General features: G+C 69.7%; 16 protein-coding genes and 1 pseudogene. 11 read left to right on the forward strand and 6 right to left on the reverse strand.

Annotation, left to right across the window (positions count from 1 at the left end; all coding sequences use genetic code 11):
• A partial coding sequence (locus ACOJSF_RS04990) for a serine hydrolase domain-containing protein (RefSeq protein ID WP_420141127.1) occupies positions 1-982 on the reverse strand: 982 nt, incomplete at its 3' end.
• Between the two features lie 83 nt (positions 983-1,065).
• On the opposite strand from ACOJSF_RS04990, the gene ACOJSF_RS04995 reads away from it, so the two are divergent.
• Complete coding sequence (locus ACOJSF_RS04995) at positions 1,066-1,563, forward strand: MarR family winged helix-turn-helix transcriptional regulator (RefSeq protein ID WP_420141128.1); 498 nt, start codon at positions 1,066-1,068, stop codon at positions 1,561-1,563.
• Positions 1,564-1,581: 18 nt separating this feature from the next.
• Here ACOJSF_RS04995 and ACOJSF_RS05000 read toward each other — a convergent pair whose 3' ends face one another.
• A complete protein-coding gene (locus ACOJSF_RS05000; protein ID WP_420141129.1) occupies positions 1,582-2,490 on the reverse strand; it encodes a prephenate/arogenate dehydrogenase family protein in 909 nt (302 codons plus the stop codon).
• The gene (hisC, locus tag ACOJSF_RS05005) at positions 2,490-3,590 is read right to left on the reverse strand and encodes a histidinol-phosphate transaminase (RefSeq protein WP_420141130.1); all 1,101 of its coding nucleotides are present in this window, start codon (positions 3,588-3,590) and stop codon (positions 2,490-2,492) included. Before hisC ends, ACOJSF_RS05000 begins: the two co-directional genes overlap by 1 nt.
• 68 nt (positions 3,591-3,658) lie before the next feature.
• Here hisC and metX point away from each other — a divergent pair, with 68 nt between their 5' ends.
• The 4 genes from metX to ACOJSF_RS05025 are packed head-to-tail and all read left to right on the forward strand — an operon-like array spanning position 3,659 to position 6,545.
• Positions 3,659-4,780: a homoserine O-acetyltransferase MetX gene (gene metX, locus ACOJSF_RS05010; RefSeq protein ID WP_420141131.1), complete on the forward strand. Its 1,122-nt coding sequence runs from the start codon at positions 3,659-3,661 to the stop codon at positions 4,778-4,780.
• A complete protein-coding gene (locus tag ACOJSF_RS05015; RefSeq protein ID WP_420141132.1) occupies positions 4,777-5,214 on the forward strand; it encodes a GNAT family N-acetyltransferase in 438 nt (145 codons plus the stop codon). Before metX ends, ACOJSF_RS05015 begins: the two co-directional genes overlap by 4 nt.
• Positions 5,211-5,798 (forward strand): methionine biosynthesis protein MetW, encoded by a 588-nt coding sequence (gene metW / locus ACOJSF_RS05020; RefSeq protein ID WP_420141133.1) that lies wholly within the window; start codon positions 5,211-5,213, stop codon positions 5,796-5,798. Before ACOJSF_RS05015 ends, metW begins: the two co-directional genes overlap by 4 nt.
• 60 nt (positions 5,799-5,858) lie before the next feature.
• Entirely contained in the window at positions 5,859-6,545 is a 687-nt protein-coding gene (locus ACOJSF_RS05025) for a phosphoribosylanthranilate isomerase (RefSeq protein ID WP_420141134.1), read from the forward strand.
• A 58-nt stretch (positions 6,546-6,603) separates the two neighbouring features.
• On the opposite strand, the gene pheT is transcribed toward ACOJSF_RS05025, so the two are convergent.
• The 3 genes from pheT to ACOJSF_RS05040 form a co-directional block, all read right to left on the reverse strand.
• Positions 6,604-8,964 (reverse strand): phenylalanine--tRNA ligase subunit beta, encoded by a 2,361-nt coding sequence (gene pheT, locus ACOJSF_RS05030; protein ID WP_420141135.1) that lies wholly within the window; start codon positions 8,962-8,964, stop codon positions 6,604-6,606.
• The gene (gene pheS, locus ACOJSF_RS05035) at positions 8,961-10,037 is read right to left on the reverse strand and encodes a phenylalanine--tRNA ligase subunit alpha (protein ID WP_420141136.1); all 1,077 of its coding nucleotides are present in this window, start codon (positions 10,035-10,037) and stop codon (positions 8,961-8,963) included. The genes pheT and pheS overlap by 4 nt, the downstream gene beginning before the upstream one ends.
• Positions 10,038-10,170: 133 nt before the next feature.
• Positions 10,171-10,815: a cytochrome b gene (locus ACOJSF_RS05040; protein WP_420141137.1), complete on the reverse strand. Its 645-nt coding sequence runs from the start codon at positions 10,813-10,815 to the stop codon at positions 10,171-10,173.
• Positions 10,816-10,956: 141 nt separating this feature from the next.
• Between ACOJSF_RS05040 and cobA the strand changes: the two genes are divergently transcribed.
• The 6 genes and pseudogenes from cobA to ACOJSF_RS05070 all read left to right on the forward strand — a co-directional run bounded on the left by cobA (position 10,957) and on the right by ACOJSF_RS05070 (position 15,419).
• Positions 10,957-11,781 carry a uroporphyrinogen-III C-methyltransferase gene (gene cobA / locus ACOJSF_RS05045; protein WP_420141138.1) on the forward strand — a complete coding sequence of 275 codons (825 nt, stop codon included), beginning with the start codon at positions 10,957-10,959 and terminating at the stop codon, positions 11,779-11,781.
• Complete coding sequence (locus ACOJSF_RS05050) at positions 11,778-12,074, forward strand: DUF2849 domain-containing protein (protein WP_420141139.1); 297 nt, start codon at positions 11,778-11,780, stop codon at positions 12,072-12,074. Before cobA ends, ACOJSF_RS05050 begins: the two co-directional genes overlap by 4 nt.
• A 125-nt stretch (positions 12,075-12,199) precedes the next feature.
• Positions 12,200-13,834, forward strand: a pseudogene (locus tag ACOJSF_RS05055) (nitrite/sulfite reductase).
• Entirely contained in the window at positions 13,827-14,234 is a 408-nt protein-coding gene (locus ACOJSF_RS05060) for a Rid family hydrolase (protein ID WP_420141140.1), read from the forward strand. Before ACOJSF_RS05055 ends, ACOJSF_RS05060 begins: the two are co-directional and overlap by 8 nt.
• Entirely contained in the window at positions 14,231-14,653 is a 423-nt protein-coding gene (locus ACOJSF_RS05065; RefSeq protein WP_420141141.1) for a DUF934 domain-containing protein, read from the forward strand. Before ACOJSF_RS05060 ends, ACOJSF_RS05065 begins: the two co-directional genes overlap by 4 nt.
• Complete coding sequence (locus ACOJSF_RS05070; protein WP_420141142.1) at positions 14,646-15,419, forward strand: phosphoadenylyl-sulfate reductase; 774 nt, start codon at positions 14,646-14,648, stop codon at positions 15,417-15,419. The genes ACOJSF_RS05065 and ACOJSF_RS05070 overlap by 8 nt, the downstream gene beginning before the upstream one ends.
• The last annotated feature ends 73 nt before the right edge of the window (positions 15,420-15,492 follow it).

A 15,492-nucleotide genomic window follows, 5' to 3' on the forward strand; every position in this document is an offset into this window, starting at 1 on the left:
CGCCCGATAGCGGTAGCGCCGTGTCGCCCGGTGAAGCGGCCGCCGACGTGCGCTCCATGCCGGCGACGTCGAAGATGCGCCGCTTCAGCAGCGCGTCCCACGTCTCGCCCGATACCGCTTCCAGCACCGCGCCCAGCAGAATGAAGCCGAAATTGCTGTAGCCCCAGCGCGAACCCGGCGGGAATAGCGGCGCGCGCCCGCCGAACCTCCTCACGAAGTCGGACGGCGTGCGCAATTCCCCCGCATGCGCCTCATAATCGGGGCCGAAGAAATCGCCTGTGCCGCCGCTATGGATCAGCAGATGCTCGACCGTCACTTGGCGGGCGAGCGCCGTGTCGGGATAATCGGGCAACAGCCGGGCGATCGTGTCGCTCAGCCGCAGCTGCCCTTGCTGGACGAGCTGCAACGCCGCCACCGCGGTGAACATCTTGCCCGCCGATCCCACGCAGAAGCGCGTCGCGGGCGTGACCGGTCGCACGCCGGCGGCGTCCTGCGCGCCATAGGCCTCGCGCAGCAGGACGCGACCCTCCCGGGCGACCAGCATCGTTCCCGAAAAGCGGCCGGCGCGCGCATGCGACCGGAGCTTCCGGTCGAGCGCCTCCAGCGCCCCGCGCTCGCTCGTTCGCGCGACCGCGAAATCCACGGGGTCGGGCGAGCCGGCGAAGGACAGATCCTCGATGCCCCGATCGCCGGTCGACAGCACGACCTTCGAAAAGCGATCCCAGTCGCGGTCGCGCACCCACGCCGTGATCTCCCGCCCGGCCGTCTCGCCGGCGCGCAACGCCACGAACCCGCCCGACGCATCGCGCACACCCAGATCCTCATCCAGATAAGGGACGAGGTCGGGAATGTTCCGCCTCACGAACGCTGCATAGGCCGACAGATCGGCGTCATTGAAGGCAGCCAGCCATCTCCGCAGCCATTCGGCTGGATCGACCGCCGGCGCGGCGCCCGCTGGAGCGGACAGACAGGCAAGCGCCATGCCACCCATGACATCACGTCGAGACACATGCATGAGCCACCTGTCGAAATCAGCGATCGTCAGATACGTAGGCACCTACCGATATGTCAAGGACACCGGGGCGAGATTTCGTAGCCGACCAGGGCGGGGCAGCGCTCGGCGCGCGGCTGCGGCGACTGAGCGCGGCGATCGACGCCGACGCCGCGCGCATCTACGCAGCGCACGGCGTCCGGTTCGAACAGCGTTGGTTCGGGGTCATCAACCAGCTCGCGCTCTTCGGCCCCTCGGGCGTGCGCGATCTGGCGGCCGTCTTGGGCATCAGCCACGCCTCCGTCAGCGAGACGCGCCAGTCGCGGGAGAAGGCCGGGCTCGTGACATCCGCCGACGATCCGGCGGATGCGCGTCGGCGCCTGCTGACCCTGTCTCCGTCCGGCGTGGCGCTGGTGGCGCGCTTGCGCCCGCTGTGGGATGCGTTCGACGATGCCGCACGCGCGCTGGATGCCGAGGCCGGGGGTGTCGCGGCGGCGCTGGCCCGGCTCGAACAGGCGCTGGCGGACAGGCCGTTGTCGGAACGTGTCCGCTCCCGGCTGGAACAGTCCTGACGCTCCCCGGCGTGGGCCCTATTCGTGCGCGCGGCCGAAATCGGGGCGGGCGTCGTCCTGCCCCTGTTCGATGATCGATCGGCGGATCGCGCGGGTGCGCGTGAACAGGTCGAACAGCGCATCGCCGTCGCCCCAGCGGATCGCGCGCTGGAGCATCGTCACGTCCTCGGTCAGGCGCTGGAGCACCTCCAGCACCGCCTCGCGATTGTTGAGGAACACGTCGCGCCACATCGTCGGGTCCGACGCGGCGATGCGCGTGAAATCGCGGAAGCCGCCGGCCGAGAATTTGATGACCTCGCTCTGCGTCACCTCCTCCAGGTCGGACGCGGTGCCGACGATGGAATAGGCGATCAGGTGCGGCACATGGCTCGTTACCGCGAGCACGAGGTCGTGGTGCCGCGCCTCCATCGTCTCGACCTGTGCGCCCAGCCGCTCCCAGACGGCGGCGACGCGCGCCACCGCCGCCGGATCGGCGTCGGCCGGCGGCGTCAGGATGCACCACCGCCCCTTGAACAAAGTGGCGAAGCCCGCCTCCGGCCCCGAAAATTCGGTCCCCGCCACCGGATGCGCGGGCACCACGGCGCGGCCCGGCAAAGCCGCCTGCAACGCCGCCAGCACGCCCGCCTTGGACGATCCGACATCGCTCACGATCGCATCTGCCGGCAGATCGGCCGCGATCTCCGCCGCCACCCCCGCGACCGCGCCGACCGGCACGCACAGGATGACGAGGTCGGCATCGGTCACCGCCGCGCCGGCCGTGTCGGTCACGTCGTCGCAGAAGCCGATCGCCGTCGCCCGTTCGCGCACGCTTGCGTCGCCGTCATGCCCCGTGATCGCGACCGTCGGCATCTCCACCCGGATCGCGCGCGCGATCGACGACCCGATCAGGCCGAGCCCGACGATCGCGACGCGCGCGAACGGCAGCATCAGGCGGCCGCCCCAGCCATCTCGCGCAGCGCCTCGGCGATCGCGCGCACCTCCGCCTCGGTGCCGATCGTGATGCGAAGGCCATGCGCCAGCCCCTGATTGGGCAGCCAGCGGACGATATAGCCGCGCTCCATCAGCCCCTTATATGCGGTCTCGGCGGTCAGCGCGCCTTCGAACAGGACCAGCACGAAATTGGCCTTGCTCGGCACCGCGCGTAGCCCGGCATTGCCCAGCGCGGCGATCTCGCCCTCGAACCATGTCCGCCATTCGAGGTTGTGGTCGTGGCTGGCGCGCACGAAATCGTCGTCGCCCAGCGCAGCGACCGCCGCCGCCTGCCCCGCCGTCGACACGTTGAACGGCGCGCGAATCTTGTGCATCGCCTCCATCGCCGCCGCCGGCCCGTAGGCCCAGCCGATCCGCTCGGCGGCTAGGCCGTGGATCTTAGAAAAGGTCCGCGTTACCAGCACGTTGGCGGCGGTGCGCGCCAGATCGAGCGCGCCGTCGTCATCCTCGGGCTCGAGATATTCGGTATAGGCCTGGTCGACCACCAGCAGGCAGTCCGCCGGCAGCGCGCCATGCAGGCGCGCCAGCTCCGCGCGCGACGTATAGGTGCCGGTCGGGTTGTTGGGGTTGGCGACGAACACCACCCGCGTCCGATCGGTCACGGCCGCCAGCAGCGCGTCGACGTCGGTCGCATAGTCGCGGTCGTCGGCCTCGACCGGCTCCGCCCCCACCCGCCGCGCCGCGATCGGATAGACCGAAAAGCCGTAGCGGACATACAGCACCTCGTCGCCGACGCCGGCATAGGCGCCCGCCGCGAGATGGAGCAGTTCGTCCGATCCGGTGCCGTGGATCACGCGCGCGGGCTCCAGCCCGAACTTGTCGGCGATCGCGGCGCGCAGATCGTGCGCGGCGGCGTCGGGATAGCGGTCGAGGCTCGCCGCCGCGGCGACGAACGCCGCGCGCGCCGCCGGGCTGGTGCCCAGCGGGTTCTCGTTCGAGGACAGCTTGTGAACCTTGCGGCCGTCGTCGGCGGTCGACCGCCCCGGCACATAGGGGGAGATCGCCGCGATCCAGGGCTTGGGCGTGGGTGCGTTCATGGCGCGCGGCTTTAACCCATGGGCCGGCATTGACAATAAGCGTGGCGCGACCCTAGCCCGCGCTCCCCATGACCGACGATCCGCGCTTCGGCCTCGCGCGCCATGTGACGCTCCCCGGGCCGCTCGCGCTCGACGGCGGCGGGCGGCTGTCGCCGGTCGAAATCGCCTACGAAACCTACGGCACGCTCGATGCGGGCGGTACCAACGCAATCCTCGTCTGCCACGCGCTGACCGGCGACCAGCATGTCGCTTCCGCCCATCCCAAGACGGGCAAGCCCGGCTGGTGGACGCGGATGGTGGGCGCGGGCAAGCCGATCGATCCCGCGCGTCATTTCATCGTCTGCGCGAACGTCCTCGGCTCGTGCCTCGGCTCGTCGCGCCCGGCCAGCACCGATCCCGCCACCGGCCGGCCCTACGGCATGTCCTTTCCGGTCATCACCGTGCGCGACATGGTGCGCGCGCAGGCGATGCTGCTCGACCATCTTGGCGTGGCGGTGCTGGAGGCGGTGGTCGGCGGATCGATGGGGGGGATGCAGGCGCTCGAATGGGCGGCGACCTTCCACGATCGGGTCCGCGCCGCGATCGTCATCGCCAGCGCCGCGCGCCATTCGGCGCAGAACATCGCCTTTCACGAGGTCGGGCGCCAGGCGATCATGGCCGATCCAAACTGGCGCGGCGGCGCTTATTACGGCGCGGGCGATCCGCCCTCGGCCGGCCTCGCCGTCGCGCGCATGGCGGCGCACATCACCTATCTGTCGGAGGCGGGGCTGACCGAGAAGTTCGGCCGCCGCCTGCAGGATCGCGGCGCCAAGGGCTTCGGCTTCGACGCCGACTTCCAGGTCGAATCCTATCTCCGCCATCAGGGGATCAGCTTCACCGACCGGTTCGACGCCAATTCCTATCTCTATATCACCCGCGCGCTCGATTATTTCGATCTGGCGGAGGAGCATGGCGGCCTCCTCGCCAACGCCTTTCGCGGCAGCGCGACGCGCTTCTGCGTAGTCAGTTTCGACACCGACTGGCTCTATCCCACCGCCGAATCGCGCACGATCGTCCACGCGCTGAACGCCGCCGGCGCGCAGGTCAGCTTCGTCGAACTGTCCTCGCCCTTCGGCCACGACGCCTTCCTGCTCGACGTGCCCGAACTCAATCAGGTGGTCGACGGCTTCATCCGTGCGGGGGAGGCATGAGCGGCTACGAACTGTCCGACGACAAGGCGCGGCTCGATGTCGCGCGCGTGCACGGCTGGCTCGCGTCGAGCTATTGGTCGCCTGGCATCGCGCGCGATCTGGTTGAGCGCGCGATCGCCGGCTCGCACTGTCTCGGCGCCTATCGCGATGGGGAGCAGATCGGCTTCGCGCGCATGATCACCGATCACGCGACCTTCGCCTGGCTCGCCGACGTGTGGATCGACGAAGGCGCGCGCGGACAGGGGATCGGCCGCGCGATGGTGCGCTGGTTCGTCGATCATCCCGCTTTCGCCGGCGTCCGCCGGATCGGTCTCGTCACCCGCGACGCGCACGGCGTCTATGCGGCGGAGGGGTTCACCCCGCTCCTCCGCCCCGACCGCTATATGGAGCGGCTCGCGCCCGGCTTCGCCGACCTGCTACGGGCCGAACCATGAGCCTGCGTCCCGATCTCGCGATCATCGCCGATCATGTCGCGCGCGGCGCGCGCGTGCTCGATATCGGCTGCGGCGATGGTGACCTGATGGCGGTGCTGCGCGACCAGCGCGGCGTCGACGCGCGCGGGCTGGAGATCGATCCCGCCAATGTCAGCCGCGCGGTCGCCAAGGGGCTGTCCGTCGTGCAGGGCGACGCCGACACCGACCTGACCTATTATCCCGACCGCGCGTTCGATTACGCGATCCTCAGCCAGACGCTGCAGACCGCGCGCGCGCCCGACCGCGTGCTCACCGATCTGCTGCGGATCGGCACGCGCGCCTTCGTCTCCTTCCCCAATTTCGCCTTCTGGCGCGTGCGCTGGCGGCTGATGTGGGGCGGGCGGATGCCGGTGACCAAGGCCCTTCCCGTCTCCTGGTACGCGACGCAGGACATCCACCACCTGACGATCGACGATTTCCGCGCCTTCGTCGCCGAACGCGGGCTGACGGTCGAGAATTCCTGGTTCCTCACCGGCAGCCGCCGCATCTCCAGCGCCGCCGCCAACCTGCGCGCCGAACATGCGGTGTTCCTGCTGCGGCGGTGAGCCGCGGAACCAATGCGCCTACGGATTGCGGCGCCTTAGGCGCGACGGCATAGCGCTTCCATGCGAACGCGGATCAAGGTGTGCTGCATCGCTTCGCCGGAAGAAGCGCGCATGGCGATCGAGGCCGGTGCCGACGCGCTGGGACTAGTTGCGCGCATGCCTTCGGGTCCAGGTCCGATCCCCGATGCCACGATCGCCGAAGTGACGGCATTCGTGCCGCCACCGGTCGCGACATTCCTGCTGACCTCGGAAACGACGGCCGAGGCGATCGCCGCTCATGTCCGGGCCACCAACCCGTCCACGGTTCAGATCGTGTCGCATATCGATCCGGCGGAATCCGAGAAGCTGGCGGCGCTGGAGCCGCATGTGCGCCGTGTTCAGGTCATCCATGTCGAAGGGCCCGACGCGCTCGATCTGATCCCCGGCTATGCTCCGCACGTCCACGCCTTCCTGCTGGATTCGGGCAGGCCGAACGCGGCCGTCGCGGAGCTGGGCGGAACCGGCCGCGCCCACGATTGGGCGGTAAGCGCGGACTTCGTTCGCGCGACCGGGAAGCCGGTTTTCCTTGCGGGCGGTCTGTCGGCTGCGAACGTTGCCGCTGCGATCACGCAGGTTCGGCCCTATGGTCTCGACCTCTGTTCCGGGGTCCGGACCGACGGCCGGCTCGACCCGGTGAAGCTGGCCGCCTTTGTGGCCGCCGTTCGGCAGGCCGACGCACGATTGGCCTCCACGCGCGCGGCCGACTGATACAACTCCGCCCTTACCGCCGGCACGACTTTTGCGAAGCGTTCGCCGACTCGGCCACCTACCCCCTGAGCCGCGCGCCCGCCTTGGCTGCCGCCGCGACGATCCGGTCGGAGATCGCCTGCAGGTCCGCGTCGGTGAAGCTCTTCTCCGCCGGCTGCAGCGTCACCGCGATCGCGACGCTCTGCTCGTTTTCGGCGAGGCCGGGGCCGGTGAAGATGTCGAACAGCGCCACGTCGACGATCGCCGCCTTGTCCGCGCCGCGCACCGCGCGCAGCAGCGCGTCGGCGGGCGCATCCGTCGCGGTCACGAACGCGAAGTCGCGCGTCACCGGCTGGAGCGCGGGCGGGGCATAGGCCCCGCGCATCCGGCCCGCCTCGCGCTTTGCCGGAATCGCGTCGAGATACAGTTCGGCCGCGACCACCGGCCCGTCCAGCCCGAAGGCGCGCGCGGTCGCCGGATGAAGCTCGCCGAACTCCGCCAGCACGGTTTTGGGGCCCAGCCGCAGCGATCCGGACCGGCCCGGATGCCAGGTCGGCGACACCGCCTCCATCACCTGCAGCCGCTCGGCCGGCGCGCCGGCGGCGGCGAGCAGCGCCATCGCCTCGCCCTTCGCGTCATAGGCGTCAAACCGCCCGCCGCCCGCGCGCCAGTCGCGCGGCCGCTCGCCTGCGAGCAGCAGGCCGAGCGTCGGCCGCTCGCCCTCCGCCAGATAGCGGCGCCCGATCTCGAACAGCCGCACCGCGCCCGCGCCGCGATCGACGTTGCGCCGCGCCGCCGCCAGCAGGCCCGGCAGCAGCGACGGGCGCATCGCCTTCAGGTCCTCGCTGATCGGATTGGCGAGCACCCACGCCGCGCCACCGAAACGCGCGGCCTCGCCTTCGGGCAGGAAGCTCCACGTCACCGCCTCGTTCAGCCCGCGCGCGGCGGCGCTGCGGCGGAGGATGCGCTCGATCCTCTGCTCGGGCGTCGCGGTCGGGCGCGCCACGCCGTCGGGGCGCGGCAGGGCGACCGCCGGCACGCTGTCGATCCCCTCGACGCGCACGATCTCCTCGACGATGTCGGCCACGCCATGCACGTCGCGCCGCCAGCTCGGCACGCGGATGTTCCACGATCCGTCCGCGCCGAAGCCGAGCCGCGACAGGATCTCGCGCTGCCGCTCGGGCGCGACGTCGATCCCGGCGATGCGCTGCGTCGCCTGCGGATCGTAGCGGAAGGTGGGATAGCCGGCGGGCAATTGCCCCGCCTCGATCGCGTCGCTGGGGGTTCCGCCGCAGAGCTGCGTGACGAGCCGCGTCGCGATGGCGAGGCCGTCGGCCAGGAAGGCGGGATCGACCCCGCGCTCGAACCGCTGGCGCGCGTCGCTGGTCAGGCCGAGCTTCTGGCCCGTGCGCGCGATCGTCTCGGGCGTGAAATAGGCGCATTCGATCAGCACGTCGGTGGTCGTATCCGACACGCCCGAATGCAGCCCGCCCATGATCCCGCCGATATCGTGGACCTGCACATCGTCGGCGATCACCGTCATCTCGGGATCGAGCGCATAGTCCTTGCCGTTGAGCGCGGTCAGCGTCTCGCCCGGATGCGCCTTGCGCGCGACAAGCCCGCCCTGCAGCGTGGCCATGTCGTAGACGTGGAGCGGGCGGCCGAGATCGATCATCACGTAATTGGTGATGTCGACCAGCGCCGAGATCGCGCGCTGCCCCACCGCCGTCAGCCGGCGCTGCATCCGGTCGGGCGAGGCGCCATTGGCCACGCCCTTCACCGCGCGGCCGAAGAAGGCCGGGCAGCCTTCCGGATCGCGCGTCTCGATGCTCACCGGTGACGGCCCGTCGCCCCGGATCGTTGGCACGTCGAGCGGCGCGAGCGTGCCGAGCCCGGCGGCGGCCAGATCGCGCGCGATCCCGCGCACGCCCATGCAATCCTGCCGGTTGGGGGTGATCGCGACGTCGATCACCGGATCGGACAGACCGGCATAATCGGCATAGGATGTCCCCACCGGCGCGTCGACCGGCAGCTCGATGATCCCGTCATGGTCCTCGCCGAGCTCCAGCTCGCGCGTCGAACACATCATGCCGTTCGATTCGACGCCGCGGATCGCCGCGACGCGCAGCACCATGCCGTTGGCGGGCACGACCGCGCCCGGCCTGCCGAACACGCCGACCAGCCCCGCGCGCGCATTGGGCGCACCGCACACCACCTGGAGCGGGCCGTCGCCCGCGTCGACCGTCAGCACCTGCAATTTATCGGCCTGCGGGTGCGGCGCGGCGGTCAGCACGCGCGCGACGGTGAAGCCCGAAAGCTTGGCGGCGGGATCGTCGACGCCCTCGACCTCGAGCCCAAGCTTCGTCAGCGCGACCACGATCTCGTCGAGGCCCGCCTCGGTCTGGAGGTGGTCCTTCAGCCAGGAAAGGGTGAACTTCATGCCCCCACTCCCCCGCTGAGCGTGGGCACGTCGAGCGCGCGGAAGCCATAGTGGCGCAGCCAGCGCAGATCACCATCGAAGAAGGCGCGCAGATCGTCCATCCCGTATTTGAGCATGGCGAGCCGGTCGACGCCGGTGCCGAAGGCGAAGCCCTGATATTCGTCGGGGTCGAGCCCGCACGCGGCGATCACCTTGGGATGCACCATGCCGCTGCCCAGCACCTCCATCCAGCCTTCGGACCCGCCGATCACGCGGCGGCCCTTCTCGATCGAATAGCCGACATCGACCTCGACCGAGGGTTCGGTGAACGGGAAGTAGGACGGGCGCAGCCGCAGCACGATGTCGTCGCGCTCGAAGAAGGCCTTGAGGAAGGTTTCCAGCGTCCAGCGCAGATGGCCGAGGTGGATGTCCTTGTCGATCACCAGCCCTTCGATCTGGTGGAACATCGGTGTGTGCGTGGCGTCGCTGTCGGACCGGTAGACGCGCCCCGGCGCGATGATCCGGATCGGCGGCTGTTGGGTCATCATCGTCCGGATCTGCACGGGCGAGGTGTGCGTGCGCAGCAGCATCCGATGCGCGCGCCCTTCCTCGTCCGGGAAGTAGAAGGTGTCGTGCATCGCGCGCGCCGGGTGCGTCTCGGGAATGTTGAGCGCGGTGAAATTGTGCCAGTCGTCCTCGATCTCCGGCCCGGTCGCGACCGCGAAGCCCAGGTCGGCGAAGATCTCCGCCAGTTCGTCCATCACCTGGCTTACCGGATGGACCGATCCCTCCGCGCCCGCCGCCACCGGCCGCGTCATGTCGAGCCGCTCGGACGCGAGCCGCGCGTCGAGCGCGGCGGCATCGAGTGCGGCCTTGCGCTCCGCGATCGCATCGGCGACCGCGCCGCGAAAGGCCTGGATCGCGGGCGCCTTCGCCTGCCGCTCCTCGGGCGACATCTGGCCCAGCGTCTTCATCAGCGCGGTGATCGATCCGCTCTTGCCGAGCGCGCTCACGCGGATCGTCTCCAGGGCCTCCGCGTCGGCGGCGGCGATGGCGCCCAGAAGCTCCACCCTGGTCTGGTCGAGGTCGGTCACTGTTTTCCTGTCTGCAAGCACGGGCGCGCCGGTCCGCGCGCGTGGGCCCCTTGCCGGGCCGGACGCCGTCCCGTCAACCGCGCGGGCAAATATGGGCGCGACCGATGCAGCCGCGCCGCGCCCGCGCGGGCGGTCACACCGGCTCGGGCCGGCCGATCCCCATCCGCGCCAGCGCGCGGCGGCGGTCGATCAGCTGGTGCTTCAGCGCGCCGCCGATATGCAGCGCGAGCAGCCCGATCAGGATCCAGGCCACGGCACCGTGGCGCGCCTCGAACGTCGCGTGCGCCGCGCGCAATTTCTCCGCGCCGCCCGGCTGCTCGCCGATCGCGACGATCGGCGCGAGCTTGGGCAGCGGGATGACGCCCCACACGCGCATCTGGCGCGGCTTGGGCGGCGGACCCGGCTGCGGCGCGGCGGTATCGACCGCGACCTGCATCGCCGGCCTGGGCACGCTTGCCGAAATCATCGCCCACCCGGTCAGCGGCGCGGCGAGCAGCGCGCAATAGAGCAGGAAATGCACGCCGTGCGCCATCGCCCGCTGCCACGCCGCCATCGGCAGATAGGGCGGGCGCGGATGCATCACGCGCCACAGGATGCGGATCAAGGTCAGCGCCAGAATGGTGATGCCCGACGAAACGTGGAACGCCCAGATCCCCTTGGGGATCGCATGGTGGAACAGGCCGGTGACGAGGTTGAACAGGACGAACAGCGCGGTCACCCAGTGGAGGATGATCGCGCCTCTCGAATAGCGCAGTCTGCCGGCCGCTGTCGCTTCCATGCCGCTCTCCCGGTTTTTTTCCGGAAAGTCTGATCCCGATCGCCGCGCCCGTCAATCGCCGGGCCGGACGACAAGTATCTCTAGCCTCCCCTCAAGGATCGCTCGATTGCGCCGCACCGCCCGATCGCCCATGTGGGCATTATGGCGAGCCTTCTCGATCCCCAAGCGCGCGGTCGCGTGATCCTCGTCGGCGCCGGTCCCGGCGACCCCGGTCTCCTCACCTTGCGCGCGGTCGACGCGCTGCGCCAGGCCGATGTCGTGGTCCATGACGGCCTGATCGATCCGCGCGTGCTGGACCATGCGCCCGCCACCGCACAGCGCATCTCCGTCGCCAAGACCCGCGCGCGGCATACGCTGCCGCAGGAGGCGATCAACGCGCTGATCGTCGCGCACGTGAAGGCGGGATCGGTCGTGGTGCGCCTGAAGGGCGGCGACCCGTTCGTGTTCGGTCGCGGCGGCGAGGAGGTCGAGGCGGTGCGCGCCTCCGGCCTGCCGGTCGAGGTCGTGCCCGGCGTCTCGGCCGCGCTCGGCTGCGCGGCGGACGCGATGCTGCCGCTCACGCACCGCGACTGGTCGAGCGCGGTCAGCTTCGTCGCCGGCCAGTGCAAGCCTGTCCTGAGCGACGCCGCAGGCGGCGTCGAAGGGGGGCTCTCGGATCAGGACTGGTCGGGTCTCGCCGGGCAGGGCCGCACGCTCGTCATCTACATGGGCGTCGCCAATGCGCGCGCCATCGCCGACAAATTGATGATGGACGGCGTCGCGCCCGACATGCCGGTGGCGGTGCTCGAACGCGGCACGCTTCCCGGCAGCCGGGCACTCCGCACCTTGCTCGCCGATCTGGGCGACATGGTCGAACGCGATCAGGTGAAGAGCCCGGCGATCATCGTCGTGGGCGAAGTGGTGCTGCTGTCCGACGCGACGAACCGGCTCGCAGCATTCGCCGCGCAGGCGGAGGCGCTGGCATGAAGCTGCTGACCGGAAACGATCTGGTGACGGGCGACGTGATCTGGTGGGCGGGCGAAGGCTGGTCGCGCGCGATCGCGGACGCGGTCGACGTCGCCGACGGCGGCGAGGCGCTGGCCAAGCGCGAGGAAGCCGCGCGCCGGGTGAACGGCCCCTATCTGATCGATGCGGCGCCGGGCGATCGCGGCCCCGCCCCGCTCCACATCAAGGAACGCATCCGCGCCGCCGGCCCGACCGTGCGTCCCGATCTCGGCATCCAGGCGGAAGAGACCAGCCGCGCGGGGTGGGTGATATGACCTGCCCGTCGTGCCCGCGCAGGCAGGGGCCCATCTCTATTGAAGCAAACGATACCGCGTGTGGCGGGAGCCATGGCCCCCTGCCTGCGCAGGGGCGACGTTGGATCAGGGCCGCGAGCTAGAAAATGTACCAATATGACCAATATGATCAGGCGATCGTCGATGCGCGCGTGGAGGAATTCCGCGACCAGGTCGCGCGCCGCCTGTCGGGGGAGATGAGCGAGGACCAGTTCAAGCCGCTCCGGCTGATGAACGGCCTCTACCTCCAGCTTCACGCCTACATGCTGCGCGTCGCGGTCCCTTATGGCACGCTCAATGCGCGCCAGATGCGGATGCTGGCGCATATCGCGCGCAAATATGACCGCGATTATGGCCACTTCACCACCCGCCAGAATCTCCAGTACAACTGGATCAAGCTGGAGGACGCCGCCGACATCCTCGCCGAGCTGGCGACGGTCGAGATGCACGCCATCCAGACCAGCGGCAACTGCATCCGCAATATCAGTTCGGATCAATAGGCCGGCGCTTCGGCCGAAGAGGTGGCGGACCCCCGCCCCTATGCCGAGCTGCTGCGGCAATGGTCGACCTTCCACCCCGAATTCACCTACCTGCCGCGCAAGTTCAAGATCGCGGTGATCGCGTCGGACGCGGATCGCGCGGCGATGCGGCTCCACGATATCGGCCTGCAGCTGAAGCGCGACGCTAGCGGCGCGCTCGGCTTCGCGGTCTATGTCGGCGGTGGCCAGGGGCGGACGCCGATGGTCGCGCCGCTGATCCGCGACTTCGTCGGCGCGGACGAGTTCGTCAGCTATCTGGAGGCGTGCCTGCGCGTCTACAATCGCTACGGGCGGCGCGACAACATCTACAAGGCGCGGATCAAGATCCTGGTCCATGAGATCGGCGCCGACGAATATCGCCGCCAGGTGGAGGAGGAGTTTCTGCAGGTCAGGACGCTCGGCATCGATCCGCCGGCGGCCGAGCTCGACCGCATCGCCTCGCACTTCGCCCCGCCCGCGTTCGAGCAGGGGCTGTCCGACGCGATCGACCGCAGCGATCCCGATTTCGCCATCTGGGTCGATGCCCAGGTCGCCGCGCACAAGCAGCCCGGCTATTCGATCGTGACGATCAGCCTCAAGCCGATCGGGGGCATTCCGGGCGACGCCTCCTCGGCGCAGATGGACCTGATCGCCGACCTCGCCGAACGCTACAGCTTCGACGAGCTGCGCGTGACGCATGCCCAGAACATCGTGCTGCCGCACGTGCCCACCTCTCAACTTCGTCAACTTTGGGTCGCGCTCGACGCGGCCGGGCTCGCGACGCCCAACCTCGATCTGGTCAGCGACATCATCGCCTGCCCGGGGCTCGATTATTGCAGCCTCGCCAACGCGCGCTCGATCCCCGTCGCGCAGAAGATCGCTGAACGTTTCGCCGATCTCGATCGGCAGCGCGACCTGGGCGAGGTCAAGCTCAAGATTTCGGGCTGCATCAACGCCTGCGGGCACCACCATGCCGGGCACATCGGCATCCTCGGCGTCGACCGGAAGGGCGAGGAGAATTACCAGCTCTCGTTCGGCGGATCGGGCGCGGAGGATGCCAGCCTCGCCAAGATCGTCGGCCCCGGCTTTTCCGAGGACGGCGTGGTCGACGCGGTCGAAAAGGCGCTGGAAACCTATCGCGGCCTGCGCGTCGAGGGCGAACGCTTCCTCGACACCTATCGCCGCGTCGGACTCGAGCCGTTCAAGGAGGCGATCTATGGCTGAGCGCGACGTCGTCTGGCCGGAGCGTCCCCACGCGCTCTACACCCAGCATCATTACTCACCCGCGATCCGCGCGGGCCGCCTGCTCTTCATCTCGGTCCAGGTCGGCGCGCGCGAGGACGGCTCGCCGGCGACAGATTTGAAGGTTGAGATCCAGCTCGCCTTCGACTATCTCGACGGCATCCTCGCCGCCGCCGGCCTGTCCTTCGACGACGTGGTCGAGACGACGCTGCTCATGATCGATCCCGACGCGGTCCTGCCGACCCTGTTCGAGGTGATGGAGGAACGCTGGGGCGCGCCGCCGCATCCCGCGCTGACCGCGCCGGGCGTGACCTGGCTGTCTGGCTTCCGCTTCGAGATCAAGGCCATCGCCAAGCTCCGCGAGGGCACGGGCGCGGCATGACCTTGATCCGCTTCCGCACCGATGCGCCGCACGAGGAGCCGGCCGTCACGCTCGACGCTTTCCTCGGCCAGTCCAACGCCACCGCCGTGCGGCTGGAGGCGGGCGAGGATGCGCGCGCGCTGCTGCCGCATCTCGACCGGCTCGCGCTGATCGAAATCGCGTTCCCCGCCTTCCGCGACGGGCGCGGCTATTCCGCCGCGCGCATCCTGCGCGAGGCCGGTTATGCGGGCGAACTGCGTGCGCAGGGCGACGTCCTGCTCGACCAGGTGGTCCAGTATCGCCGCTGCGGGTTCGATGCGCTGGCGAGCGAGAAGGAACTCGATCCGGCCGCCATCGACGCGGCGCTGGCCCGTTTCCCCTTCGTTTACCAGAAGGCGGCCGACGCCGCCGCGCCGGCGTGGAAACTGCGTCATGGCTGAGGCTGCGCGCGCGTTCGACGTGCTCGATGTCCGCCCCGCTTTCACCGAGGCGGACGTGGCCGCGCTCAACGCGCGCTATACCGGCGTGCCGACCGGCCGGATGCTGGCCGATCTTTTGACCGGCACGCTCGCGGGCCGCACCGCGCTCGTCTCCTCGTTCGGCGCGGAGAGCGCGGTCCTGCTCCATCTGGTGAGCGAGATCGACAGGGACATTCCGCTCGTCTTCACCAACACGCAGAAGATGTTCGGCGAGACTCTGGCCTATCGCGACGAGCTGGCCGAACGGCTCGGCTTCACCGATCTGCGCGTCTATCGCCCCGATCCCCGCATCCTCGCGCAGAAGGACGCGACCGGGCTGCGCTGGTCCTACGATCCCGACGGCTGCTGCGCGATCCGCAAGGTCGAGCCTCTTCAGCGGGCGCTGCGCGGGTTCGATGCGTGGATTTCAGGCCGCAAGGGCTTTCAGGCGGGCACCCGCGCCGCGCTGCCTTTGTTCGAGTTGGACCGCGAGCATGACGACGGACCCAAGCTGAAGCTCAATCCGCTGTCGGGCTGGTCGAAGGACGAGCTCAACGCCTATTTCGACACGCACAAGCTGCCGCGCCATCCGCTGGAGGCGCAAGGCTATCTCTCGATCGGCTGCTCGCCCTGCACCAGCAAGGTCATGCCCGGCGAGGATCCGCGCGCGGGCCGCTGGCGTGGCTGGGACAAGGTGGAATGCGGCATCCACGTTCCCGAGAAGCCGGGCGAGGAACCCGCCTTCTGACGATCGCTTGCCAGCGCCCGCCGCGCTGACGCATCACGCCCGCCATGACGGTGCAGGCGGGAGCGGGAATGAG

Source organism: Sphingomonas sp. (assembly GCF_048594985.1).
Lineage (GTDB): Bacteria > Pseudomonadota > Alphaproteobacteria > Sphingomonadales > Sphingomonadaceae > Sphingomonas_I.

What these genes read in the sequence shown, in the direction of transcription:
- ACOJSF_RS04995 (WP_420141128.1), top strand. Translation starts at nt 1,066, where the DNA reads ATGTCAAGGACACCGGGGCGAGATTTCGTAGCCGACCAGGGCGGGGCA.
- ACOJSF_RS05000 (WP_420141129.1), bottom strand. Translation starts at nt 2,490, where the DNA reads ATGCTGCCGTTCGCGCGCGTCGCGATCGTCGGGCTCGGCCTGATCGGG.
- hisC (WP_420141130.1), bottom strand. Translation starts at nt 3,590, where the DNA reads ATGAACGCACCCACGCCCAAGCCCTGGATCGCGGCGATCTCCCCCTAT.
- metX (WP_420141131.1), top strand. Translation starts at nt 3,659, where the DNA reads ATGACCGACGATCCGCGCTTCGGCCTCGCGCGCCATGTGACGCTCCCC.
- ACOJSF_RS05015 (WP_420141132.1), top strand. Translation starts at nt 4,777, where the DNA reads ATGAGCGGCTACGAACTGTCCGACGACAAGGCGCGGCTCGATGTCGCG.
- metW (WP_420141133.1), top strand. Translation starts at nt 5,211, where the DNA reads ATGAGCCTGCGTCCCGATCTCGCGATCATCGCCGATCATGTCGCGCGC.
- ACOJSF_RS05025 (WP_420141134.1), top strand. Translation starts at nt 5,859, where the DNA reads ATGCGAACGCGGATCAAGGTGTGCTGCATCGCTTCGCCGGAAGAAGCG.
- pheT (WP_420141135.1), bottom strand. Translation starts at nt 8,964, where the DNA reads ATGAAGTTCACCCTTTCCTGGCTGAAGGACCACCTCCAGACCGAGGCG.
- ACOJSF_RS05040 (WP_420141137.1), bottom strand. Translation starts at nt 10,815, where the DNA reads ATGGAAGCGACAGCGGCCGGCAGACTGCGCTATTCGAGAGGCGCGATC.
- cobA (WP_420141138.1), top strand. Translation starts at nt 10,957, where the DNA reads ATGGCGAGCCTTCTCGATCCCCAAGCGCGCGGTCGCGTGATCCTCGTC.
- ACOJSF_RS05050 (WP_420141139.1), top strand. Translation starts at nt 11,778, where the DNA reads ATGAAGCTGCTGACCGGAAACGATCTGGTGACGGGCGACGTGATCTGG.
- ACOJSF_RS05060 (WP_420141140.1), top strand. Translation starts at nt 13,827, where the DNA reads ATGGCTGAGCGCGACGTCGTCTGGCCGGAGCGTCCCCACGCGCTCTAC.
- ACOJSF_RS05065 (WP_420141141.1), top strand. Translation starts at nt 14,231, where the DNA reads ATGACCTTGATCCGCTTCCGCACCGATGCGCCGCACGAGGAGCCGGCC.
- ACOJSF_RS05070 (WP_420141142.1), top strand. Translation starts at nt 14,646, where the DNA reads ATGGCTGAGGCTGCGCGCGCGTTCGACGTGCTCGATGTCCGCCCCGCT.